Annotated in this window: 11 protein-coding genes; 7 read left to right on the forward strand and 4 right to left on the reverse strand. The window is 73.8% G+C overall.

Translation table 11 applies throughout. The annotated features are described in order from the left end of the window. Window positions 1–143: 143 nt before the first annotated feature. From ACGF1Z_RS07010 to ACGF1Z_RS07020, 3 genes are all read right to left on the reverse strand, one after another. Window positions 144–1,604 carry a glutamate synthase subunit beta gene (locus ACGF1Z_RS07010; RefSeq protein ID WP_393000811.1) on the reverse strand — a complete coding sequence of 487 codons (1,461 nt, stop codon included), beginning with the start codon at window positions 1,602–1,604 and terminating at the stop codon, window positions 144–146. After that, window positions 1,597–6,168, reverse strand: coding sequence for a glutamate synthase large subunit (gene gltB / locus ACGF1Z_RS07015; RefSeq protein WP_393000813.1), 4,572 nt, complete (start codon window positions 6,166–6,168; stop codon window positions 1,597–1,599). Before gltB ends, ACGF1Z_RS07010 begins: the two co-directional genes overlap by 8 nt. 523 nt (window positions 6,169–6,691) lie before the next feature. Further along, window positions 6,692–7,420 carry a VIT1/CCC1 transporter family protein gene (locus ACGF1Z_RS07020; RefSeq protein ID WP_393000815.1) on the reverse strand — a complete coding sequence of 243 codons (729 nt, stop codon included), beginning with the start codon at window positions 7,418–7,420 and terminating at the stop codon, window positions 6,692–6,694. A 228-nt stretch (window positions 7,421–7,648) separates the two neighbouring features. Here ACGF1Z_RS07020 and ACGF1Z_RS07025 point away from each other — a divergent pair, with 228 nt between their 5' ends. Genes ACGF1Z_RS07025 through ACGF1Z_RS07055 form a run of 7 tightly spaced genes read left to right on the forward strand, consistent with a single transcriptional unit; the run spans window position 7,649 to window position 15,561 of the window. Further along, window positions 7,649–8,719, forward strand: a complete 1,071-nt coding sequence (locus ACGF1Z_RS07025; RefSeq protein ID WP_393000817.1) for an ADP-ribosylglycohydrolase family protein — start codon at window positions 7,649–7,651, stop codon at window positions 8,717–8,719. Further along, a complete protein-coding gene (locus tag ACGF1Z_RS07030) occupies window positions 8,716–10,089 on the forward strand; it encodes an ADP-ribosylglycohydrolase family protein (RefSeq protein WP_393000819.1) in 1,374 nt (457 codons plus the stop codon). The genes ACGF1Z_RS07025 and ACGF1Z_RS07030 overlap by 4 nt, the downstream gene beginning before the upstream one ends. Further along, window positions 10,070–11,221 (forward strand): ADP-ribosylglycohydrolase family protein, encoded by a 1,152-nt coding sequence (locus ACGF1Z_RS07035; protein WP_393000821.1) that lies wholly within the window; start codon window positions 10,070–10,072, stop codon window positions 11,219–11,221. Before ACGF1Z_RS07030 ends, ACGF1Z_RS07035 begins: the two co-directional genes overlap by 20 nt. Beyond that, entirely contained in the window at window positions 11,218–12,621 is a 1,404-nt protein-coding gene (locus tag ACGF1Z_RS07040; RefSeq protein WP_393000823.1) for an ADP-ribosylglycohydrolase family protein, read from the forward strand. The genes ACGF1Z_RS07035 and ACGF1Z_RS07040 overlap by 4 nt, the downstream gene beginning before the upstream one ends. After that, window positions 12,618–13,538: a ribokinase gene (rbsK, locus tag ACGF1Z_RS07045; protein ID WP_393000825.1), complete on the forward strand. Its 921-nt coding sequence runs from the start codon at window positions 12,618–12,620 to the stop codon at window positions 13,536–13,538. Before ACGF1Z_RS07040 ends, rbsK begins: the two co-directional genes overlap by 4 nt. Beyond that, window positions 13,535–14,758 (forward strand): CaiB/BaiF CoA transferase family protein, encoded by a 1,224-nt coding sequence (locus ACGF1Z_RS07050; RefSeq protein ID WP_393000827.1) that lies wholly within the window; start codon window positions 13,535–13,537, stop codon window positions 14,756–14,758. The genes rbsK and ACGF1Z_RS07050 overlap by 4 nt, the downstream gene beginning before the upstream one ends. Next, window positions 14,755–15,561, forward strand: coding sequence for an HpcH/HpaI aldolase/citrate lyase family protein (locus tag ACGF1Z_RS07055; protein WP_393000829.1), 807 nt, complete (start codon window positions 14,755–14,757; stop codon window positions 15,559–15,561). Before ACGF1Z_RS07050 ends, ACGF1Z_RS07055 begins: the two co-directional genes overlap by 4 nt. A 67-nt stretch (window positions 15,562–15,628) precedes the next feature. Here ACGF1Z_RS07055 and lgt read toward each other — a convergent pair whose 3' ends face one another. After that, window positions 15,629–16,657 carry a prolipoprotein diacylglyceryl transferase gene (gene lgt, locus ACGF1Z_RS07060; protein ID WP_393000831.1) on the reverse strand — a complete coding sequence of 343 codons (1,029 nt, stop codon included), beginning with the start codon at window positions 16,655–16,657 and terminating at the stop codon, window positions 15,629–15,631. Between the last annotated feature and the right edge of the window lie 52 nt (window positions 16,658–16,709).

The following is a 16,709-nucleotide window of genomic DNA, read 5'->3' on the forward strand; positions in this document are numbered from 1 at the left end:
CTCCCGGCGGCCGGCGTCCCGGCGCACGTCGCCCCGACGCGCGTCGGCGCTCGCCCGGTCGTCCAGGTCGGGGACAGTGGGGCGAGCGCCGCGCTCAGTTCCGTACGTCGTTGTACGGGACATCCAGGGGGTGATCCGGCGGATCAGACCGTCAGGGCACGGTCCGTCGGGCGGATCGGGGCCGGCAGGGAGCTGGCGCCCGTGAGGTAGCGGTCCACTCCGCGGGCGGCCGAGCGGCCTTCCGCGATGGCCCACACGATCAGGGACTGACCGCGACCGGCGTCACCGGCGACGAAGACGCCATCGACGTTGGTGGCGAAGTCCGCGTCACGCGCGATGTTACCCCGCTCGTCGAGGGCCAGGCCGAACTGGGCGACCAGGCCGTTCTCGACGTCCGTGCCGGTGAAGCCCATGGCGAGGGTGACCAGCTGGGCGGGGATCCGGCGCTCGGTGCCGGGCTTCTGGGTGAGCTTGCCGTCGACGAACTCGACCTCGGTCAGGTGCAGGAACTGGACGTTGCCCTCCTCGTCGCCCTCGAAGTGGGTGGTGGAGACGGAGTAGACCCGCTCGCCGCCCTCCTCGTGCGCCGAGGTGACCTTGTAGAGCATCGGGAAGGTCGGCCAGGGCTGGTTGCCGTTCCGGTCCTCGCCCGGGCGGGGCATGATCTCCAGCTGCGTGACGGAGGCCGCGCCCTGGCGGTGCGCGGTGCCGACGCAGTCCGCGCCGGTGTCGCCGCCGCCGATGACCACGACGTGCTTGCCCTCGGCGGTGATCGGCGAGGCCACGAAGTCGCCCTCGACGACCTTGTTGGCGAGCGGCAGGTACTCCATCGCCTGGTGGATGCCCTTGAGCTCCCGGCCCGGGACGGGCAGGTCGCGGGCGGTGGTGGCACCGGCGGCGACGACGACCGCGTCGAACCGCTTGCGCAGGTCCGTCGAGGTGAGGTCGCGGCCGATCTCGATGCCGGTGCGGAACTTGGTGCCCTCCGCGCGCATCTGCTCGATGCGGCGGTTGATGTGCCGCTTCTCCATCTTGAACTCGGGGATGCCGTAGCGCAGCAGACCGCCGATGCGGTCGGCCCGCTCGTACACGACCACGGTGTGGCCGGCCCGGGTCAGCTGCTGGGCGGCGGCGAGACCCGCCGGGCCCGAGCCGATCACCGCGACGGTCTTGCCGGACAGGCGCTCGGGCGCCTGCGGCCGGACGTCGTTGGCGTCCCACGCCTTGTCGATGATCGAGACCTCGACGTTCTTGATGGTCACGGCCGGCTGGTTGATGCCGAGCACGCACGCCGCCTCGCACGGAGCCGGGCACAGGCGGCCGGTGAACTCCGGGAAGTTGTTCGTGGCGTGGAGGCGCTCGGACGCGGCCGACCAGTCCTCGCGGTAGGCGTAGTCGTTCCACTCGGGGATGAGGTTCCCCAGCGGACAGCCGTTGTGGCAGAACGGGATGCCGCAGTCCATGCACCGGCCGGCCTGCTTGCTGATGATCGGCAGCAGGGAGCCGGGAACGTAGACCTCGTTCCAGTCCTTCACGCGCTCGCCCACGGGCCGGGTCTTGGCGACCTCACGCCCGGTGGTCAGAAAGCCCTTCGGGTCAGCCATGGGTCGCCGCCTCCATCATCTTCTCGGTGGTCTCGGCCTCGGAGAGACCGGCGAGCTCAGCGGCGTCCTTGGCGGCGAGCACTGCCTTGTACGTGGTGGGGATGATCTTGCTGAACCGGGCCGCGGCGGCGTCCCAGTCGGCGAGCAGCTTCTCGGCGACCGTCGAGCCGGTCTCCTCGTGGTGGCGGCGCACGACATCGTGCAGCCACGCCTTGTCGGTGTCCGACAGGGCCTCCACCGCCTCCAGGTTGCCGGCGTTGACGTTGTCCCGGTCGAGGTCGATCACGTAGGCCACGCCGCCGGACATGCCGGCCGCGAAGTTGCGGCCCGTCTCGCCGAGGACGACCGCCGAGCCGCCGGTCATGTACTCGCAGCCGTGGTCGCCCACGCCCTCGGAGACGACCAGCGCGCCGGAGTTGCGGACGCAGAAGCGCTCGCCGGTGCGGCCGCGCAGGAACATCTCGCCGCCGGTGGCGCCGTAGCCGATCGTGTTGCCCGCGATGGTGGAGTACTCGGCCAGGTGATCGGCGCCGCGGTCCGGGCGGACGATGACGCGGCCGCCGGAGAGGCCCTTGCCGACGTAGTCGTTGGCGTCGCCCTCCAGGCGGAGGGTGACACCGGCCGGCAGGAAGGCGCCGAAGGACTGGCCCGCGGAACCGGTGAACGTGATGTCGATGGTGTCGGCGGGCAGGCCCGCGCCACCGAACTTCTTCGTCACGTGGTGGCCGAGCATGGTGCCGACGGTCCGGTTGATGTTGCGGATGCCGACCTGGGCGCGGACCGGCTGGGCGGTCTCGGCGGAGTCGGCGCCGAGGGCCTCGGCGGCGAGCTGGATCAGCTCGTTGTCGAGGGCCTTCTCCAGACCGTGGTCCTGCTCGATGAGCGCGTGGCGGACCGCGCCCTCGGGCAGCGCCGGCACGTGGAACAGCGGCGCCAGGTCGAGGCCCTGGGCCTTCCAGTGGGCGACGGCGCGGCTGGTGTCGAGGAGCTCGGCGTGGCCGACGGCCTCCTCGATCGAGCGGAAGCCCAGCTCGGCGAGGAGCTCGCGGACCTCTTCGGCGATGAACCGGAAGAAGTTGACCACGTACTCGGCCTTGCCGGAGAAGCGGTCGCGCAGGACCGGGTTCTGGGTGGCGATGCCGACGGGGCAGGTGTCCAGGTGACAGACGCGCATCATGACGCAGCCGGAGACGACGAGCGGCGCGGTGGCGAAGCCGAACTCCTCGGCGCCGAGCAGCGCGGCGATGACGACGTCACGGCCGGTCTTGAGCTGGCCGTCGGTCTGCACGACGATGCGGTCGCGCAGGCCGTTGAGCAGCAGGGTCTGCTGGGTCTCGGCGAGGCCGAGCTCCCAGGGGCCGCCCGCGTGCTTCAGCGAGGTGAGCGGGCTGGCGCCGGTACCGCCGTCGTGGCCGGAGATGAGCACGACGTCCGCGTGGGCCTTGGACACGCCGGCCGCGACCGTGCCGACGCCGACCTCGGAGACCAGCTTCACGTGGATGCGGGCCTGCGGGTTGGCGTTCTTGAGGTCGTGGATCAGCTGGGCCAGGTCCTCGATGGAGTAGATGTCGTGGTGCGGCGGCGGGGAGATCAGGCCGACGCCCGGGGTGGAGTGCCGGGTCTTGGCCACCCACGGGTAGACCTTGTGGCCGGGCAGCTGGCCGCCCTCGCCGGGCTTGGCGCCCTGGGCCATCTTGATCTGGATGTCGTCCGCGTTGACCAGGTACTCGCTGGTGACGCCGAAGCGGCCGGAGGCGACCTGCTTGATCGCGGAGCGGCGCTCCGGGTCGTAGAGGCGGTCCGGGTCCTCGCCGCCCTCGCCGGTGTTGGACTTGCCGCCCAGCTGGTTCATGGCGATGGCGAGGGTCTCGTGGGCCTCGCGCGAGATGGAGCCGTACGACATGGCTCCGGTGGAGAAGCGCTTGACGATCTCGGAGACCGGCTCGACCTCGTCGACGGGGATCGGGGCGCGGTCGGAGGCGAAGCCGAACAGGCCGCGGAGCGTCATGAGGCGCTGGGACTGCTCGTTCACCCGCTCCGTGTACTTCTTGAAGATGTCGTACCGCTTGGAGCGCGTGGCGTGCTGCAGGCGGAAGACGGTCTCCGGGTCGAAGAGGTGCGGCTCGCCCTCGCGGCGCCACTGGTACTCGCCGCCGATGTCGAGGGCGCGGTGCGCCGAGGGGATGCCGGTGACGGGGTACGCCTTGGCGTGACGGGCGGCGACCTCCTTGGCGACGACGTCGAGGCCGGCGCCGCCGATCTTGGTGGCGGTGCCGTTGAAGTACTTCTCGACGAAGGCGGTGTCGAGGCCGACGGCCTCGAAGACCTGGGCGCCGCGGTAGGAGGCGACGGTCGAGATGCCCATCTTCGACATGACCTTGAGGACGCCCTTGCCGAGGGCGTAGATCAGGTTGCGGATGGCCGCCTCGGGCTCGACGTCCGTGATGAAGGTGCCGGCCCGGGCCAGGTCCTCGACCGTCTCCATGGCCAGGTACGGGTTCACCGCGGCGGCGCCGTAGCCGATGAGCAGGGCGACGTGGTGGACCTCGCGGACGTCGCCGGCCTCGACCAGCAGACCCACCTTGGTGCGCTGCTTGGTACGGATGAGGTGGTGGTGGACGGCCGCGGTGAGCAGCAGCGACGGGATCGGCGCGTGCTCGGCGTCGGAGTGCCGGTCGGACAGGACGATCAGGCGGGCGCCGCCCTCGATCGCCGTGTCGGCCTCGGCGCAGATCTCCTCGATGCGGGCGGCGAGCGCCTCGCCGGCGCCGGAGACCCGGTACAGGCCGGACAGGGTCACGGCCTTCATGCCGGGCATGTCGCCGTCGGCGTTGATGTGGATGAGCTTGGCCAGCTCGTCGTTGTCGATCACCGGGAAGGGCAGCGTGACGCTGCGGCACGACGCGGCGGTCGGGTCGAGCAGGTTGCTGCCGGGGCCGAGCGAGGAGAGCAGCGAGGTCACGAGCTCCTCGCGGATGGCGTCCAGCGGCGGGTTGGTGACCTGCGCGAACAGCTGGGTGAAGTAGTCGAAGAGCAGCCGGGGGCGCTCGGACAGCGCGGCGATCGGCGAGTCCGTGCCCATGGAGCCGATCGGCTCGGCGCCGGTGCGGGCCATCGGGGCGAGGATGACGCGGAGCTCTTCCTCGGTGTAGCCGAAGGTCTGCTGGCGGCGGGTGACCGAGGCGTGGGTGTGCACGATGTGCTCGCGCTCGGGGAGGTCGGAGAGCTCGATCTCGCCGGTCTCCAGCCACTCCGCGTACGGCTGCTCGGCGGCGAGGGCGGCCTTGATCTCGTCGTCCTCGATGATGCGGTGCTCGGCCGTGTCGACGAGGAACATCTTGCCGGGCTGCAGGCGGCCCTTGCGGACGACCTTGGCCGGGTCGATGTCGAGGACGCCGACCTCGGAGGAGAGCACGACGAGGCCCTCGTCGGTGACCCAGTAGCGGCCGGGGCGCAGACCGTTGCGGTCGAGGACCGCGCCGACCTGGACGCCGTCGGTGAAGGTGACGCAGGCGGGGCCGTCCCAGGGCTCCATCAGGGTGGAGTGGTACTGGTAGAAGGCGCGGCGGGCCGGGTCCATGGAGTCGTGGTTCTCCCACGCCTCGGGGACCATCATCAGGACCGCGTGCGGCAGCGTGCGCCCGCCGAGGTGGAGCAGCTCCAGGACCTCGTCGAAGGAGGCGGAGTCGGAGGCGTCCGGGGTGCAGATCGGGAAGATCCGCTCGATGCCGCGGCCGTCCCGGCTCTGGCCGAAGACGTCGCCGGCCAGCTGGGCCTCGCGGGCGGTCATCCAGTTGCGGTTGCCCTTGACCGTGTTGATCTCGCCGTTGTGGGCGACGAAGCGGTACGGGTGGGAGAGCGGCCAGCTCGGGAAGGTGTTCGTGGAGAACCGGGAGTGGACCAGGGCCACGGCGGTGGCGCAGCGGCGGTCCGACAGGTCCGGGAAGAAGGGCTCCAGCTGGCCGGTGGTCAGCATGCCCTTGTAGACGATGGTGCGGGCGGAGAGCGACGGGAAGTACGTTCCCGCCTCACGCTCGGCGCGCTTGCGCAGGACGAAGGCCTTGCGGTCCAGTGCGAGGCCGCTGTTCGCGCCGTCGGCGACGAAGAGCTGGCGGAAGACCGGCATGGTGGAGCGGGCCGTGGCGCCGAGCAGCTCGGGGGCGACGGGGACCTCGCGCCAGCCGAGGACGTCGAGGCCCTCTTCGGCGGCGATCGTCTCGATCTGCGAGACGGCCTGTGCGGAGCCGTCTGCGGGAAGGAAGGCGATGCCGACGGCGTAGGAGCCGGCCGCGGGAAGCTCGAAGTCGGTGACCTCGCGGAGGAAGGCGTCGGGGACCTGGAAAAGGATTCCGGCGCCGTCACCGGAGTCGGGCTCCGAGCCGGTGGCGCCGCGGTGCTCGAGATTGCGCAGTACGGTCAGCGCCTGCTCGACCAGGGCGTGGCTGGCAACACCGGTGAGGGTGGCCACGAACCCGACACCACAGGCGTCGTGTTCGTTACGGGGGTCGTACAGCCCCTGGGGGGCGGGGCGACCGTCCATGGGCGACCAGGCGTCGGAACGCATCGGCTCTCCCGTCGTCGTCGTGGCATATGCAGCAGCCGAGGGACGACGTTGGCCCTCCGCGAAATTTCGTGCAGGTTACATGATGGCTGGCTTCTCGCGAAGTGGATAGCTCATTCCAGCATGCGGACACCGCCGATACGGGCGGTGGCGGGTGGTTCAGCTGTGAGGCACGGGAACCACGGCGTTCCCATGGGGACGGGCCAGGGATTCAGGAGGAATCCGGTGACCTGTCGCAGAGCGGGCCTCATTGCCCGCGGCGCTTGTGCCTCATGCCCGGTGGCCGAGGATTCGAAACCGGCCGGTAACCGGCTAGATATGTGGCGCCGTGCATAGTGTCTCACCGGGGCGGCGGATCCGCCCAGGGAGATACGTCACAGAGACAGAGCCCCCGGACGGCCCTATGACGCGCGAAGGCCCCCGGTCGCGATGACCAGGGGCCTTGCGGGAGACGCGGCGGCGCGGCCGCGGCCGGGCGGCCGCGCGGCGGCCCTGTGCGGGCGGGCGGGCGCACCGCGGGGACGGACTACAGAGCGGCCCCGAGGAGCATGCCGAGCCCGTACGTGACGGCCGCGGCGGCGCCCCCGAGGACGAGCTGGCGCAGTCCGCTGAACCACCAGCTTCGGGCGGTCACCCGGGCCACGAGCGCGCCGCAGCCGAAGAGCCCGAACAGCGCTAGCAGCACGGCCGGCCACAGCGCGGTCGCACCGAGCAGGTACGGCAGCAGGGGCAGCAGGGCACCGAGCGCGAAGGAGCCGAAGGACGAGACCGCGGCGACCATCGGCGACGGCAGGTCGTCGGGGTCGATGCCCAGCTCCTCGCGGGCGTGGATCTCCAGGGCCTGCTCGGGGTCGCGGGACAGCTGCAGGGCCACCTCGCGGGCGAGCGCCGGCTCGACCCCGCGCGAGACGTAGAGCGCGGCGAGCTCCTCCATCTCGTCGACCGGGTGTTTGCGCAACTGAACGCGCTCGACGTCCAGTTCGGCCTGGACCAGCTCGCGCTGCGAGGCGACGGAGGTGTACTCGCCGGCGGCCATCGAGAAGGCGCCGGCCGCGAGCCCGGCCAGGCCCGTGATGACGACGGTCTGCGAGGAGACCGCACCGCCGGCCACACCGGTCATGAGGGCGAGGTTGGAGACGAGTCCGTCCATCGCGCCGAAGACGGCGGGGCGCAGCCAGCCGCCGTTGACGTCGCGGTGCGTGTGGTTGTCGCGGTGGGCCTCGTGGAGCGGTGCGACGGCCTCGATGATGGACATGCTTCTCCCCTGTCTTTCTTGCGGGTTCGGCGAGCCCGCCCCCCTCGACACCGTCGAAAATACGCCCGATGTAAGGGGCGCGCCAGCAAGGCAGGCCGTACTTAGTAAGGCTCGCTTTACTGAGGCAAGCCTGGCCGAGCTGCTGTCACCCGGGTGACAGAAACGTTTCGGTGAGGGGTCGGGCCCGGTCGCGTGGCAGGCATCTGCAGAGCGCGAAAGGGAGAACAGATGGCCGGTACGAAGCGAGCCGCCGTACGGACGGCAGGGGCGGCAGGGGATCCGGCGGGGGCAGGGGACGGAGGGGATCCGCGGCATGCGGGAACGGTGCGGGAACGCGCGCGGGGCGCCCTGCTCGGCCTGGCGGTGGGTGACGCGCTGGGCGCTCCCGCCGAGAACCTGCGGCCCTCGGAGATCCGCGCCCGATGGGGCAGGATCGAGGGCTTCGTGACGGACCGTCCGGCGGGCACGGACGACACCGAGTACGCGATCTTCTCCGGCCTGCTGCTGGCCCGGCACGGCTCGGCCCTCACGGTGGCCCACGTCGAACGGGCCTGGCACCACTGGATCGCCGACCTCGACGAGGGACCCTTCCGGGGCGCCGGCTTCTCCGAACGCGGCACCCTGGAGAACCTCCGCCGCGGACTGGCCGCCCCCATCTCGGCCCAGCACCGGCACGCCTGGAGCGACGGCCTCGCGATGCGGGCCGCCCCCTTCGGCGTCTTCGCGGCGGGCCGCCCCGCCGAGGCGGCACGGCTGGTCGCCATCGACGGCGGCGTCAGCCACGAGGGCGAGGGCATCTACGGCGGACAGGCGGTGGCCGCGGGGGTGGCGGCGGCGATGACCGGCGCCACGGTCACGTCCGTCATCGCGGCGGCCCTCTCGGTGATCCCGATGGACTCCTGGACCGCCCGGTCGCTGCGGCGCGCGGTGGTGGCGGCGCAACGGCTCCGGCCCGACCCGCTGGAACGCGAACGGGCGGTCCGCTCGGCGGTCGTCATCGGCGGCTACCCGTGGACGGACCTCGCCCCCGAGGCCGTCGGCCTGGCCTTCGGCGCCTTCGCCGCGGCCCGCGGCGACTTCCGCACCTCGGTCCTGACCGCCGTCAACATGGGCCGCGACGCCGACACGACGGCGGCGGTCGCCGGCGCCCTGGCCGGCGCGCTCGGCGGCACCGCCGCGATCCCCGAGCCCTGGGCCTCCGCCATCCCCCCGGTCGCCGGCAGCTGCCTCCCCTCGATGCGCGGCTACCACGTCCTGGACATCGCCGACCTGCTGACCCCGGACGAGGAGACGCCATGAGCGCGGACATCACGACGGCCCTGGACACGACGGGAAGGGACACCGTTCCCGTCGGCGCGGGCGCCGGCGCAGCACCCCCTGGGGGTGCCTGCGCGCCCTCCGCGGACGGCGGCGGTGCCATCGCCCCGGCCACGGGCCGCGCCACCCTCGGGCGCGCGCCGGTGCTCGGCACCGCGACCCGAGCCGGCACGGTGGCGCCCTCCGCGGCAGGGCCGTACACCCCCCGCGCCCCCCGTGAGGCGATCGAGGGACTGCTGCTCGGCCTCGCCGCGGGCGACGCCGCGGGCTGGCCCGCGGCCCGGCACCGCGCCGCCCGCATGCCCGAGTGGACCCGCCGGCTCACCCGCGAACTCGACACCTTCGCCGAGCAGAACGCGACGACCACCCTCCCCGTCCCCATCGCCCTCAACCAGCCGCCCGAGCCGCTCCGCCTCGGCCCCTCCGACGACGCCGAGTGGGCGGTGTTCACCGCCGAGGCCCTCCTCGCCTCGGCCGGCCCGCTCTTCCGCACCCTCGCCCCCGAGCGCCGCCTGCGTGCCTCCGTGGACCTCGCCTGGAACTCCCTGGCCGGCCAGGTCGCCGCCGCCGCCGACCGCGCGCCCGAGGTGGAGTCCGCGGTCCTCCCCCTCCGCGCCCGGATCTCCGTACGGGCCGGGCTCGGCAACCTCGCCACCGGCCTGCGCCCGCCCGCCACCGGTCACGACAACCCCCACTACTTCGACGACGCCGCCTGCGTCCGCGCCGCCGTCCTCGCCCTCGTCCACCCCGGCGATCCGGCCGCCGCGGCCGAACTCGCCGAGTTCGACGCGCGGTACACGCAGGACGGCGACGGCGTCCACGGGGCCCGCGCGGTGGCGGCCGCGACCGCCGCGGCCCTGGGCGGCGCCACCCCGGCCGAGGCCGTGGCGGCGGCGCTCACCCAGCTCCCGCCCGGCACGGAGATCGGCCGGAACGCCCAGCACGCCGTCGGACTGGCCCGCGCCGTGGGCTCCTCCTTCGAGCTGGTCCCGCTCCTGGAGCACCAGATCGTGGACCACGTCTACAGCTACGGCATCGCCGCCGCCGAGACCGTCCCGGTCGCCCTGGCGCTGACGCTCGCGTCCCACGGCCAGGTGGCCTCGGCCGTACCGGCCGCGGCCTGCCTGTCCCGGGTCGCGGACTCGGCCCCGGCCCTGGCGGGCGCGCTCACCGGCGCGCTGGGCGGCGGGGATTCGGTCCCGGCCACCTGGCGCGAGGCGTGCCGGACCCTCGCGGGCTGCGCGCTGCCCCGCCTCGCCGGCACGGACCTCGTCGAACTCGCCGGACTGCTCGCAGCCACGGAACTGGCCACCCCGGGTGGACAATTCCGACATGACACCCCAACTGGATGACCGCATCACCGGCAGTCTCGTCGGGGCGGCCGTGGGCGACGCCCTCGGCGGCCCCGTCGAGGGCTACACCCCCGAGCAGATCCTGGAACGCCACGGCGGCCGCGTCACCGGCATCGTCGGCCCGTGGAACGGCGACGCCTGGCGCACGGCGCGCCCGATCGCCCCGTACCACAAGGGCGACGGACACGTCACCGACGACACCTTGATGACGCACGCCCTGATCCGGGTGTACGAGCACGTCCGCGACCACCTCGACGCGTACGCGGTGGCCGAGCACCTGGTCCCCGAGCTCATGGGCCGGACGGTCTGGATCCCGGAGCTGGAGGCGGAGGCGCTGCCGCTCCAGCGCGTCTTCCTCGCGGAGAAGTGGATCGTCACCCGCCTCCACTACGGGCACGCCGACCCGCGTGAGGCCGGCACCGGGAACATCGTCAACTGCGGTGCCGCGATGTACATGGCCCCGGTCGGCCTGGTCAACGCGGGCAACCCGGCGGGCGCCTACGCGGAGGCCCTCGACATCGCGGGCGCCCACCAGTCCTCGTACGGCCGCGAGGCGGCAGGCGTCTTCGCGGCGGCCGTGGCGGCGGCCTGCGCGCCCGGCGCGACCCCGCGCACGGTCACCGAGACGGCCCTCTCCCTGGCCAAGGACGGCACCCGGGCCGCGATCGAGGCGGTCGCCGAAGTCGCCGAGAACCACCGTGACTTCGAGACCGCGCTGACGCCGCTGCGGGCGGCCGTCGCCCCCTTCGACTCGGTCGGCCCGGACTACCGTGCCCCGTCCCTGGACGCCCGCCGCCCCTCCCGGCTGCACGCGATCGAGGAACTCCCCGTCGCACTCGGCATGCTCCTCGTCGGCGAGGGCGACTACCGCCGCACGGTCCTGGGCGCGGTCAACTACGGCCGCGACTGCGACTCGATCGCGACCATGGCCGGCGCGCTGTCGGGCGCCCTCCACGGCGAGTCCGCCGTCCCCGCCGAGTGGGCGAAGCGGGTCGCGGAGGCCAGCCGTCTGGACCTCCACGCCCCGGCGGCCGCCCTGACCGCGGTGACCCACGAGATCTTCCGCCGCGACACGACCCGACGGCGCGCCCACGAGGCGGCGTACGCGACCCTGACGGACGCCCCCCGATGACCCCCTCCGCCACCGGTCTCCTGCGCCTCACCTGGGTCCAGCCCGAGGACCTGGTGGGCCATGAACTCCGCCAGGCCGCGGAGGACGGCCGCGACGCCGCACCCCTCGCCGCCCGGTGGCAGGCCGCCGGCGGCCCCGAGGCCCCGGCCACCGCCGGCGCCTCCCCCGCCGCCCGCCCCGCGCTGCGCCCCCTGGCCGAGCAGCTCCTCGACGCCCTGGCCGAACTCCCCTCCCCGCTGGCCTCCCACGAACCCACCCACCTGGACGCGATCACCGCCGCCTGCCCGGACTGGCCGGCCGCCCCCGCCCCGCGCCCCCGCGAGGACGGGACGGCCCCGGGCGGCGCCCTGCTGGACCGGCTGCACGCCGCCTGGCTCGGGCGGGCCGTCGGGTGCCTGCTCGGAAAACCCGTCGAGAAGCTGCCCCTGGACGGCATCCGCGCGCTCGGCCGCGCCACCGGCAACTGGCCGCTGAACGACTGGTTCACGGCCCGCGGCGTGCCCGCCCCGCTGCTCGCCGCACATCCGTGGAACCGGCGCTCCGCCGCCACCTCCCTGGCCGAGAACATCGACGGGATGCCCGAGGACGACGACCTCAACTACCCCCTCCTCGCCCTGCTGCTCCTGCGCCGCCACGGCCGCGCGTTCACCACCGCCGACGTCGCCCGGCTGTGGCTCGACGAACTGCCCGCCGGGCGCACGTTCACCGCCGAGCGGGTCGCCTACCGCAATCTGCTCGACGGGGTCGAACCCCCGCTCACGGCCGTCCGCCGCAATCCCTTCCGCGAGTGGATCGGCGCCCTGATCCGCGCCGACGTGCACGGCTGGACCCACCCGGGGGACCCCGGCGGCGCCGCCCGGCAGGCCCACCGGGACGCGGTGCTCACCCACACCGGCAACGGGGTCCACGGGGCCATGTTCGTCGCCGCCGCCCTCGCCGCCGCCGCGGGCGGCGGGGCGGACGTCCACCAGGCGCTGGCGGCCGGGCTCTCCGTCGTGCCGCCCCGGTCGCGCCTGGCCGCGGGCGTGCGCCTGGGCATCGCCGCGGCCCGGGAGCACCGGGACTTCGACGTCGCCGTGGACCGGCTCCACGCCGAGCTCGGCGGGTATCACTGGGTCCATGCCGTCCCCAACGCCGCCCTCCTGGCCGCCGCGCTCACCCACGCCGACGGCGACTTCACCCGGTCCGTCTGCGCGGCCGTGTCCGGCGGCTGGGACACCGACTCGAACGGCGCCACGGCCGGATCGGTCGCCGGTCTGCTGGCCGGGCACCCCGACCGGCTGCCCCACCGGTGGACCTCCCCCCTCAAGAACCGGCTCTCGACCTCGGTGGCGTCCTTCGACGGCATCGGCTTCGACACCCTGGCCGCCCTGACCCACTCGGAGGCAGTACGCCCATGACCAGCCCGACCAGCCCGACCAGCCCGACCAGCATCGTCGTGCTCGGCAGCACGAACATGGACCTCGTGGCCTACGTGGCCAAGGCGCCCGCCCGCGGCGAGACCGTCACCGGACGGGAGTTCCGCACCGTGCCCGGCGGCAAGGGCGCCAACCAGGCCGTCGCCGCCGCCCGCGCGGGGGCCGAGGTGTCGATGATCGGCGCGGTCGGCGCCGACGAGTTCGGCCTGCGGCTGCGCGGCGCGCTCGACCACAGCGGTGTGGACACCGATCTGCTGCGCACCGTCGAGGGCCCCTCCGGCACCGCGCACATCGTCGTCGACGACGAGGGCGGCAACGCGATCGTCGTGGTCCCCGGCGCCAACGGCACCGTCACCTCCCTCACCCACGGCGACGAGGCCCTCATCGAGACCGCCGACGCCCTGCTCCTCCAGCTCGAACTCCCCCTGTCCGTGGTCGTGGAGGGGGCCGGCGCCGCCCGCGAGCGCGGTGTGCGCACCGTCCTCACCCCGGCTCCCGCCCGCTCCCTCCCTCCGGAACTCCTCACCGCCACCGACCTGTTGGTGCCCAACGAGCACGAGGCCACCGCCCTGACCGGCCTCACCGACCCGTACGAGGCCGCCCGGGCCCTCCTCGACGTGGTGCCCGAGGTGGTCGTCACCCTCGGCTCCGCCGGATGTCTGTACGCCGCGCGCGACGGCGCCGAACCGCTCACCGTGCCGGCGCCCCGCGTCCACGCCGTCGACACCACGGCCGCCGGCGACACCTTCGTGGGCGTCCTGGCCGTCGCCCTCACCGAGGGCCGGCCCATGCCGGAGGCCCTGGCCTGGGCCTCGGCGGCCGCGGCGCTGTCCGTCCAGCACGAGGGGGCGTCGACCTCGATGCCGTACCGCGTCGCGATCGAGGCGGCCCTCGCATGACCACCCCCGCCTCCCCCGCCGCGCCCGCCACCCCCGGCGCCCCGCTGCGCGGACTGCGCGTCCTGGATCTCGCCACCCTCTTCGCCGGCCCGCTCGCCGCGACGCTGCTCGGCGACTTCGGCGCCGACGTCGTGAAGATCGAGCACCCCCGCAGGCCCGACCCCTCCCGCGGTCACGGCCCGGCCAAGGACGGGGTCGGACTGTGGTGGAAGGTCCTCGGGCGCAACAAGCGCACGATGACCCTGGACCTGTCCTCGCCCGGCGGTCGCGACACGCTGCTCCGGCTCGCCGCCGACGCCGACGTGATCGTGGAGAACTTCCGGCCCGGCACCCTGGAGCGCTGGGGGCTCGGCTGGGAGGAGCTGTCGACCGTCAACCCGCGTCTGGTGCTCGCCCGGGTCACCGGCTTCGGGCAGTTCGGCCCGTACGCCCACCGCCCCGGCTTCGGCACCCTCGCCGAGGCGATGAGCGGGTTCGCCGCCATCACCGGAGAACCCGACGGCCCGCCGACCCTCCCGCCCTTCGGCCTCGCCGACTCGGTCGCCGCCCTCGCCACCGCGTACGCCGTGATGACCGCGCTCACCGCACGGACCGCCACCGGCCGCGGCCAGGTCGTCGACATGGCCATCATCGAACCGATGCTCTCCGTCGTCGGCCCCCACCCCCTCTGGTACGACCAGCTCGGCTACGTCCAGCCCCGCACCGGCAACCGCTCCCGCAACAACGCCCCGCGCAACACCTACCGGACCTCCGACGGCTCCTGGGTCGCCGTCTCCACGTCGGCCCAGTCGATCGCCGAGCGCGTGCTGCGGCTGGTCGGCCGGCCCGAGCTCGTCGACGAACCCTGGTTCGCCGACGGCACCGGCCGGGCCGCGCACGCGGACGTCCTCGACGAGGCGGTGGGTTCCTGGATCGCCCGTCACACCCGCGACGAGGCCATGGCCGCCTTCGAGAAGGCGGAGGCCGCCATCGCCCCGGTCTACGACGTCCGGGACGTCCTCGACGACCCCCAGTTCCAGGCCCTCGGCACCGTCACCGAGGTCCCGGACCCCGAACTCGGCCCCCTCCGGATGCAGAACGTCCTCTTCCGGCTCTCCGAGACCCCCGGCGCGATCCGCTGGGCCGGCCGCCCGCACGGCGCCGACACCGCCGATCTCCTCACCGAACTGGGCCTCACCGGCGCCGAGATCGCCGCCCTGCGCGCCGAAGGAGCCGTATGAACACCGCCGCCGCTCCCCTCACCTGGCTCTACGCCCCCGGTGACCGCCCCGCCGTCGTCCAGAAGGCGCTCGTCTCCGGCGCCGACGTCGTCATCGTCGACCTGGAGGACGCGGTGTCCCCGGACCGCCGCTCCTACGCCCTGGCCGCCACCGCCGAACTGCTCTCCGACCCCCAGCCCGTCCCGGTCCACGTACGCATCCACGCGCCGCGTGACATCCCCTCCCTGGCGTCACTCCCCGGCCTCGTCGCTCTCCGTGTCCCCAAGGTGTCGCACCCCACCGACATCGGCCGGATCGTCGAGCTCTCACGGGGCCTCCCGCTCTACCCGCTGCTGGAGACCGCCCTCGCCGTGGAGCACGCGTACGCCATCGCCACCGCCCACCCCTCGGTGCACGGCATCGCCCTCGGCGAGGCGGACCTCGCCGCCGACCTGGGCGTACGGGAGGACAGCGGCCTGGACTGGCCGCGCAGCCGGATCGTGGTCGCCGCCCGCGCCGCTGCCCTGCCGCCGCCGGTCCAGTCCGTCCACGCGGACGTCCGCGATCTCGACGCCCTCGCCGCCGGCTGCGCCCGGGGCCGGGCGATGGGCTTCCTCGGCCGGGCCGCCGTCCATCCCCGCCAGCTCCCGGTGATCGAGCGGGCCTATCTCCCCACCGCCGACGAGATCGCCGCGGCGGAGGAGATCGTCAAGGCGGCGGAGGCCCAGGCGGGTGCGCTCGCCCTGCCCGACGGACGCTTCGTGGACGCGGCCGTCGTCACCGGCGCCCGCCGGGTCCTGGCCCTCGCCGCGCGCCGGTCCTGACCCGGGAAACGGCGGTGGGCCGCCGGGACCCGTGGTCCCGGCGGCCCACCGCCGCATGTCGTGCGGGTCAGCGACCGCCCGCGCCGGCGCCGTTGTCGGCCGCGTCCTTCCCGGAGGAGGGAACGTCGTCCGCCGGGGCGTCCCCGGTGGCATCCCCGTCCCGGTCCGAGGCGGCGGAGGCGGCCGCCGCCTCGTCCGCGGACCCGTCGGTCTCGCCCTCGGGCTCGTCGGCGGACGGGGCCCCGGCCTTGTCGGCGTCCTCCACGGCCTTCCCGCCGGCGTCCTTCTTCGGCTCCACGATCTCCTCGCGGCCCGGCCGCACCTTCGCCGAGACCACCATGTAGACGACGGCCAGCAGGCCGACCACGATCGCGGTCCACACGTTCAGACGCAGGCCCAGCACGTGGTGCGCCTCGTCGACGCGCATGTACTCGATCCATCCGCGGCCGGCGCAGTACGCGGCGACGTAGAGCGCGAAGGCGCGGCCGTGGCCCAGCGTGAAGCGGCGGTCCGCCCAGATGACGACGAGCGCGACGCCGACGCACCACAGCGACTCGTAGAGGAAGGTCGGGTGGTAGAGGCCGGCCTCGCGGTTGGCGCCCGCGGTGATCTTCAGCGCCCACGGCAGGTCGGTCGGCCGGCCGTACAGCTCCTGGTTGAACCAGTTGCCCCAGCGGCCGACGGCCTGGGCGAGGGCGATACCGGGCGCGATGGCGTCCGCGTACGCCGGGAGCGGGATGCCGCGGCGGCGGCAGCCGATCCAGGCGCCGACGGCACCGAGCGCGATGGCGCCCCAGATGCCGAGGCCGCCCTCCCAGATCTTGAAGGCGTCGACCCAGTTCTCACCCTCGCTGAAGTACAGCTGGTAGTCGGTGATCACGTGGTAGAGCCGGCCGCCGACGAGGCCGAAGGGCACCGCCCAGACGGCGATGTCGGCCACGGTGCCGGCGGTGCCGCCCCGGGCGATCCAGCGCTTGTTGCCGAGCCAGACGGCGACGAAGACACCGATGATGATGCAGAAGGCATAGCCGCGCAGCGGGATCGGTCCGAGGTGGATCACGCCGGTCGACGGGCTGGGAATGTAGGCAAGGTCCATGGCAGGTCCGACGCTACCCTGCCGGGCGGGCCCTGCGGCGACCGGCCCGGCA

This window comes from Streptomyces sp. NPDC048018 (genome assembly GCF_043202995.1).
Lineage (GTDB): Bacteria > Actinomycetota > Actinomycetes > Streptomycetales > Streptomycetaceae > Streptomyces.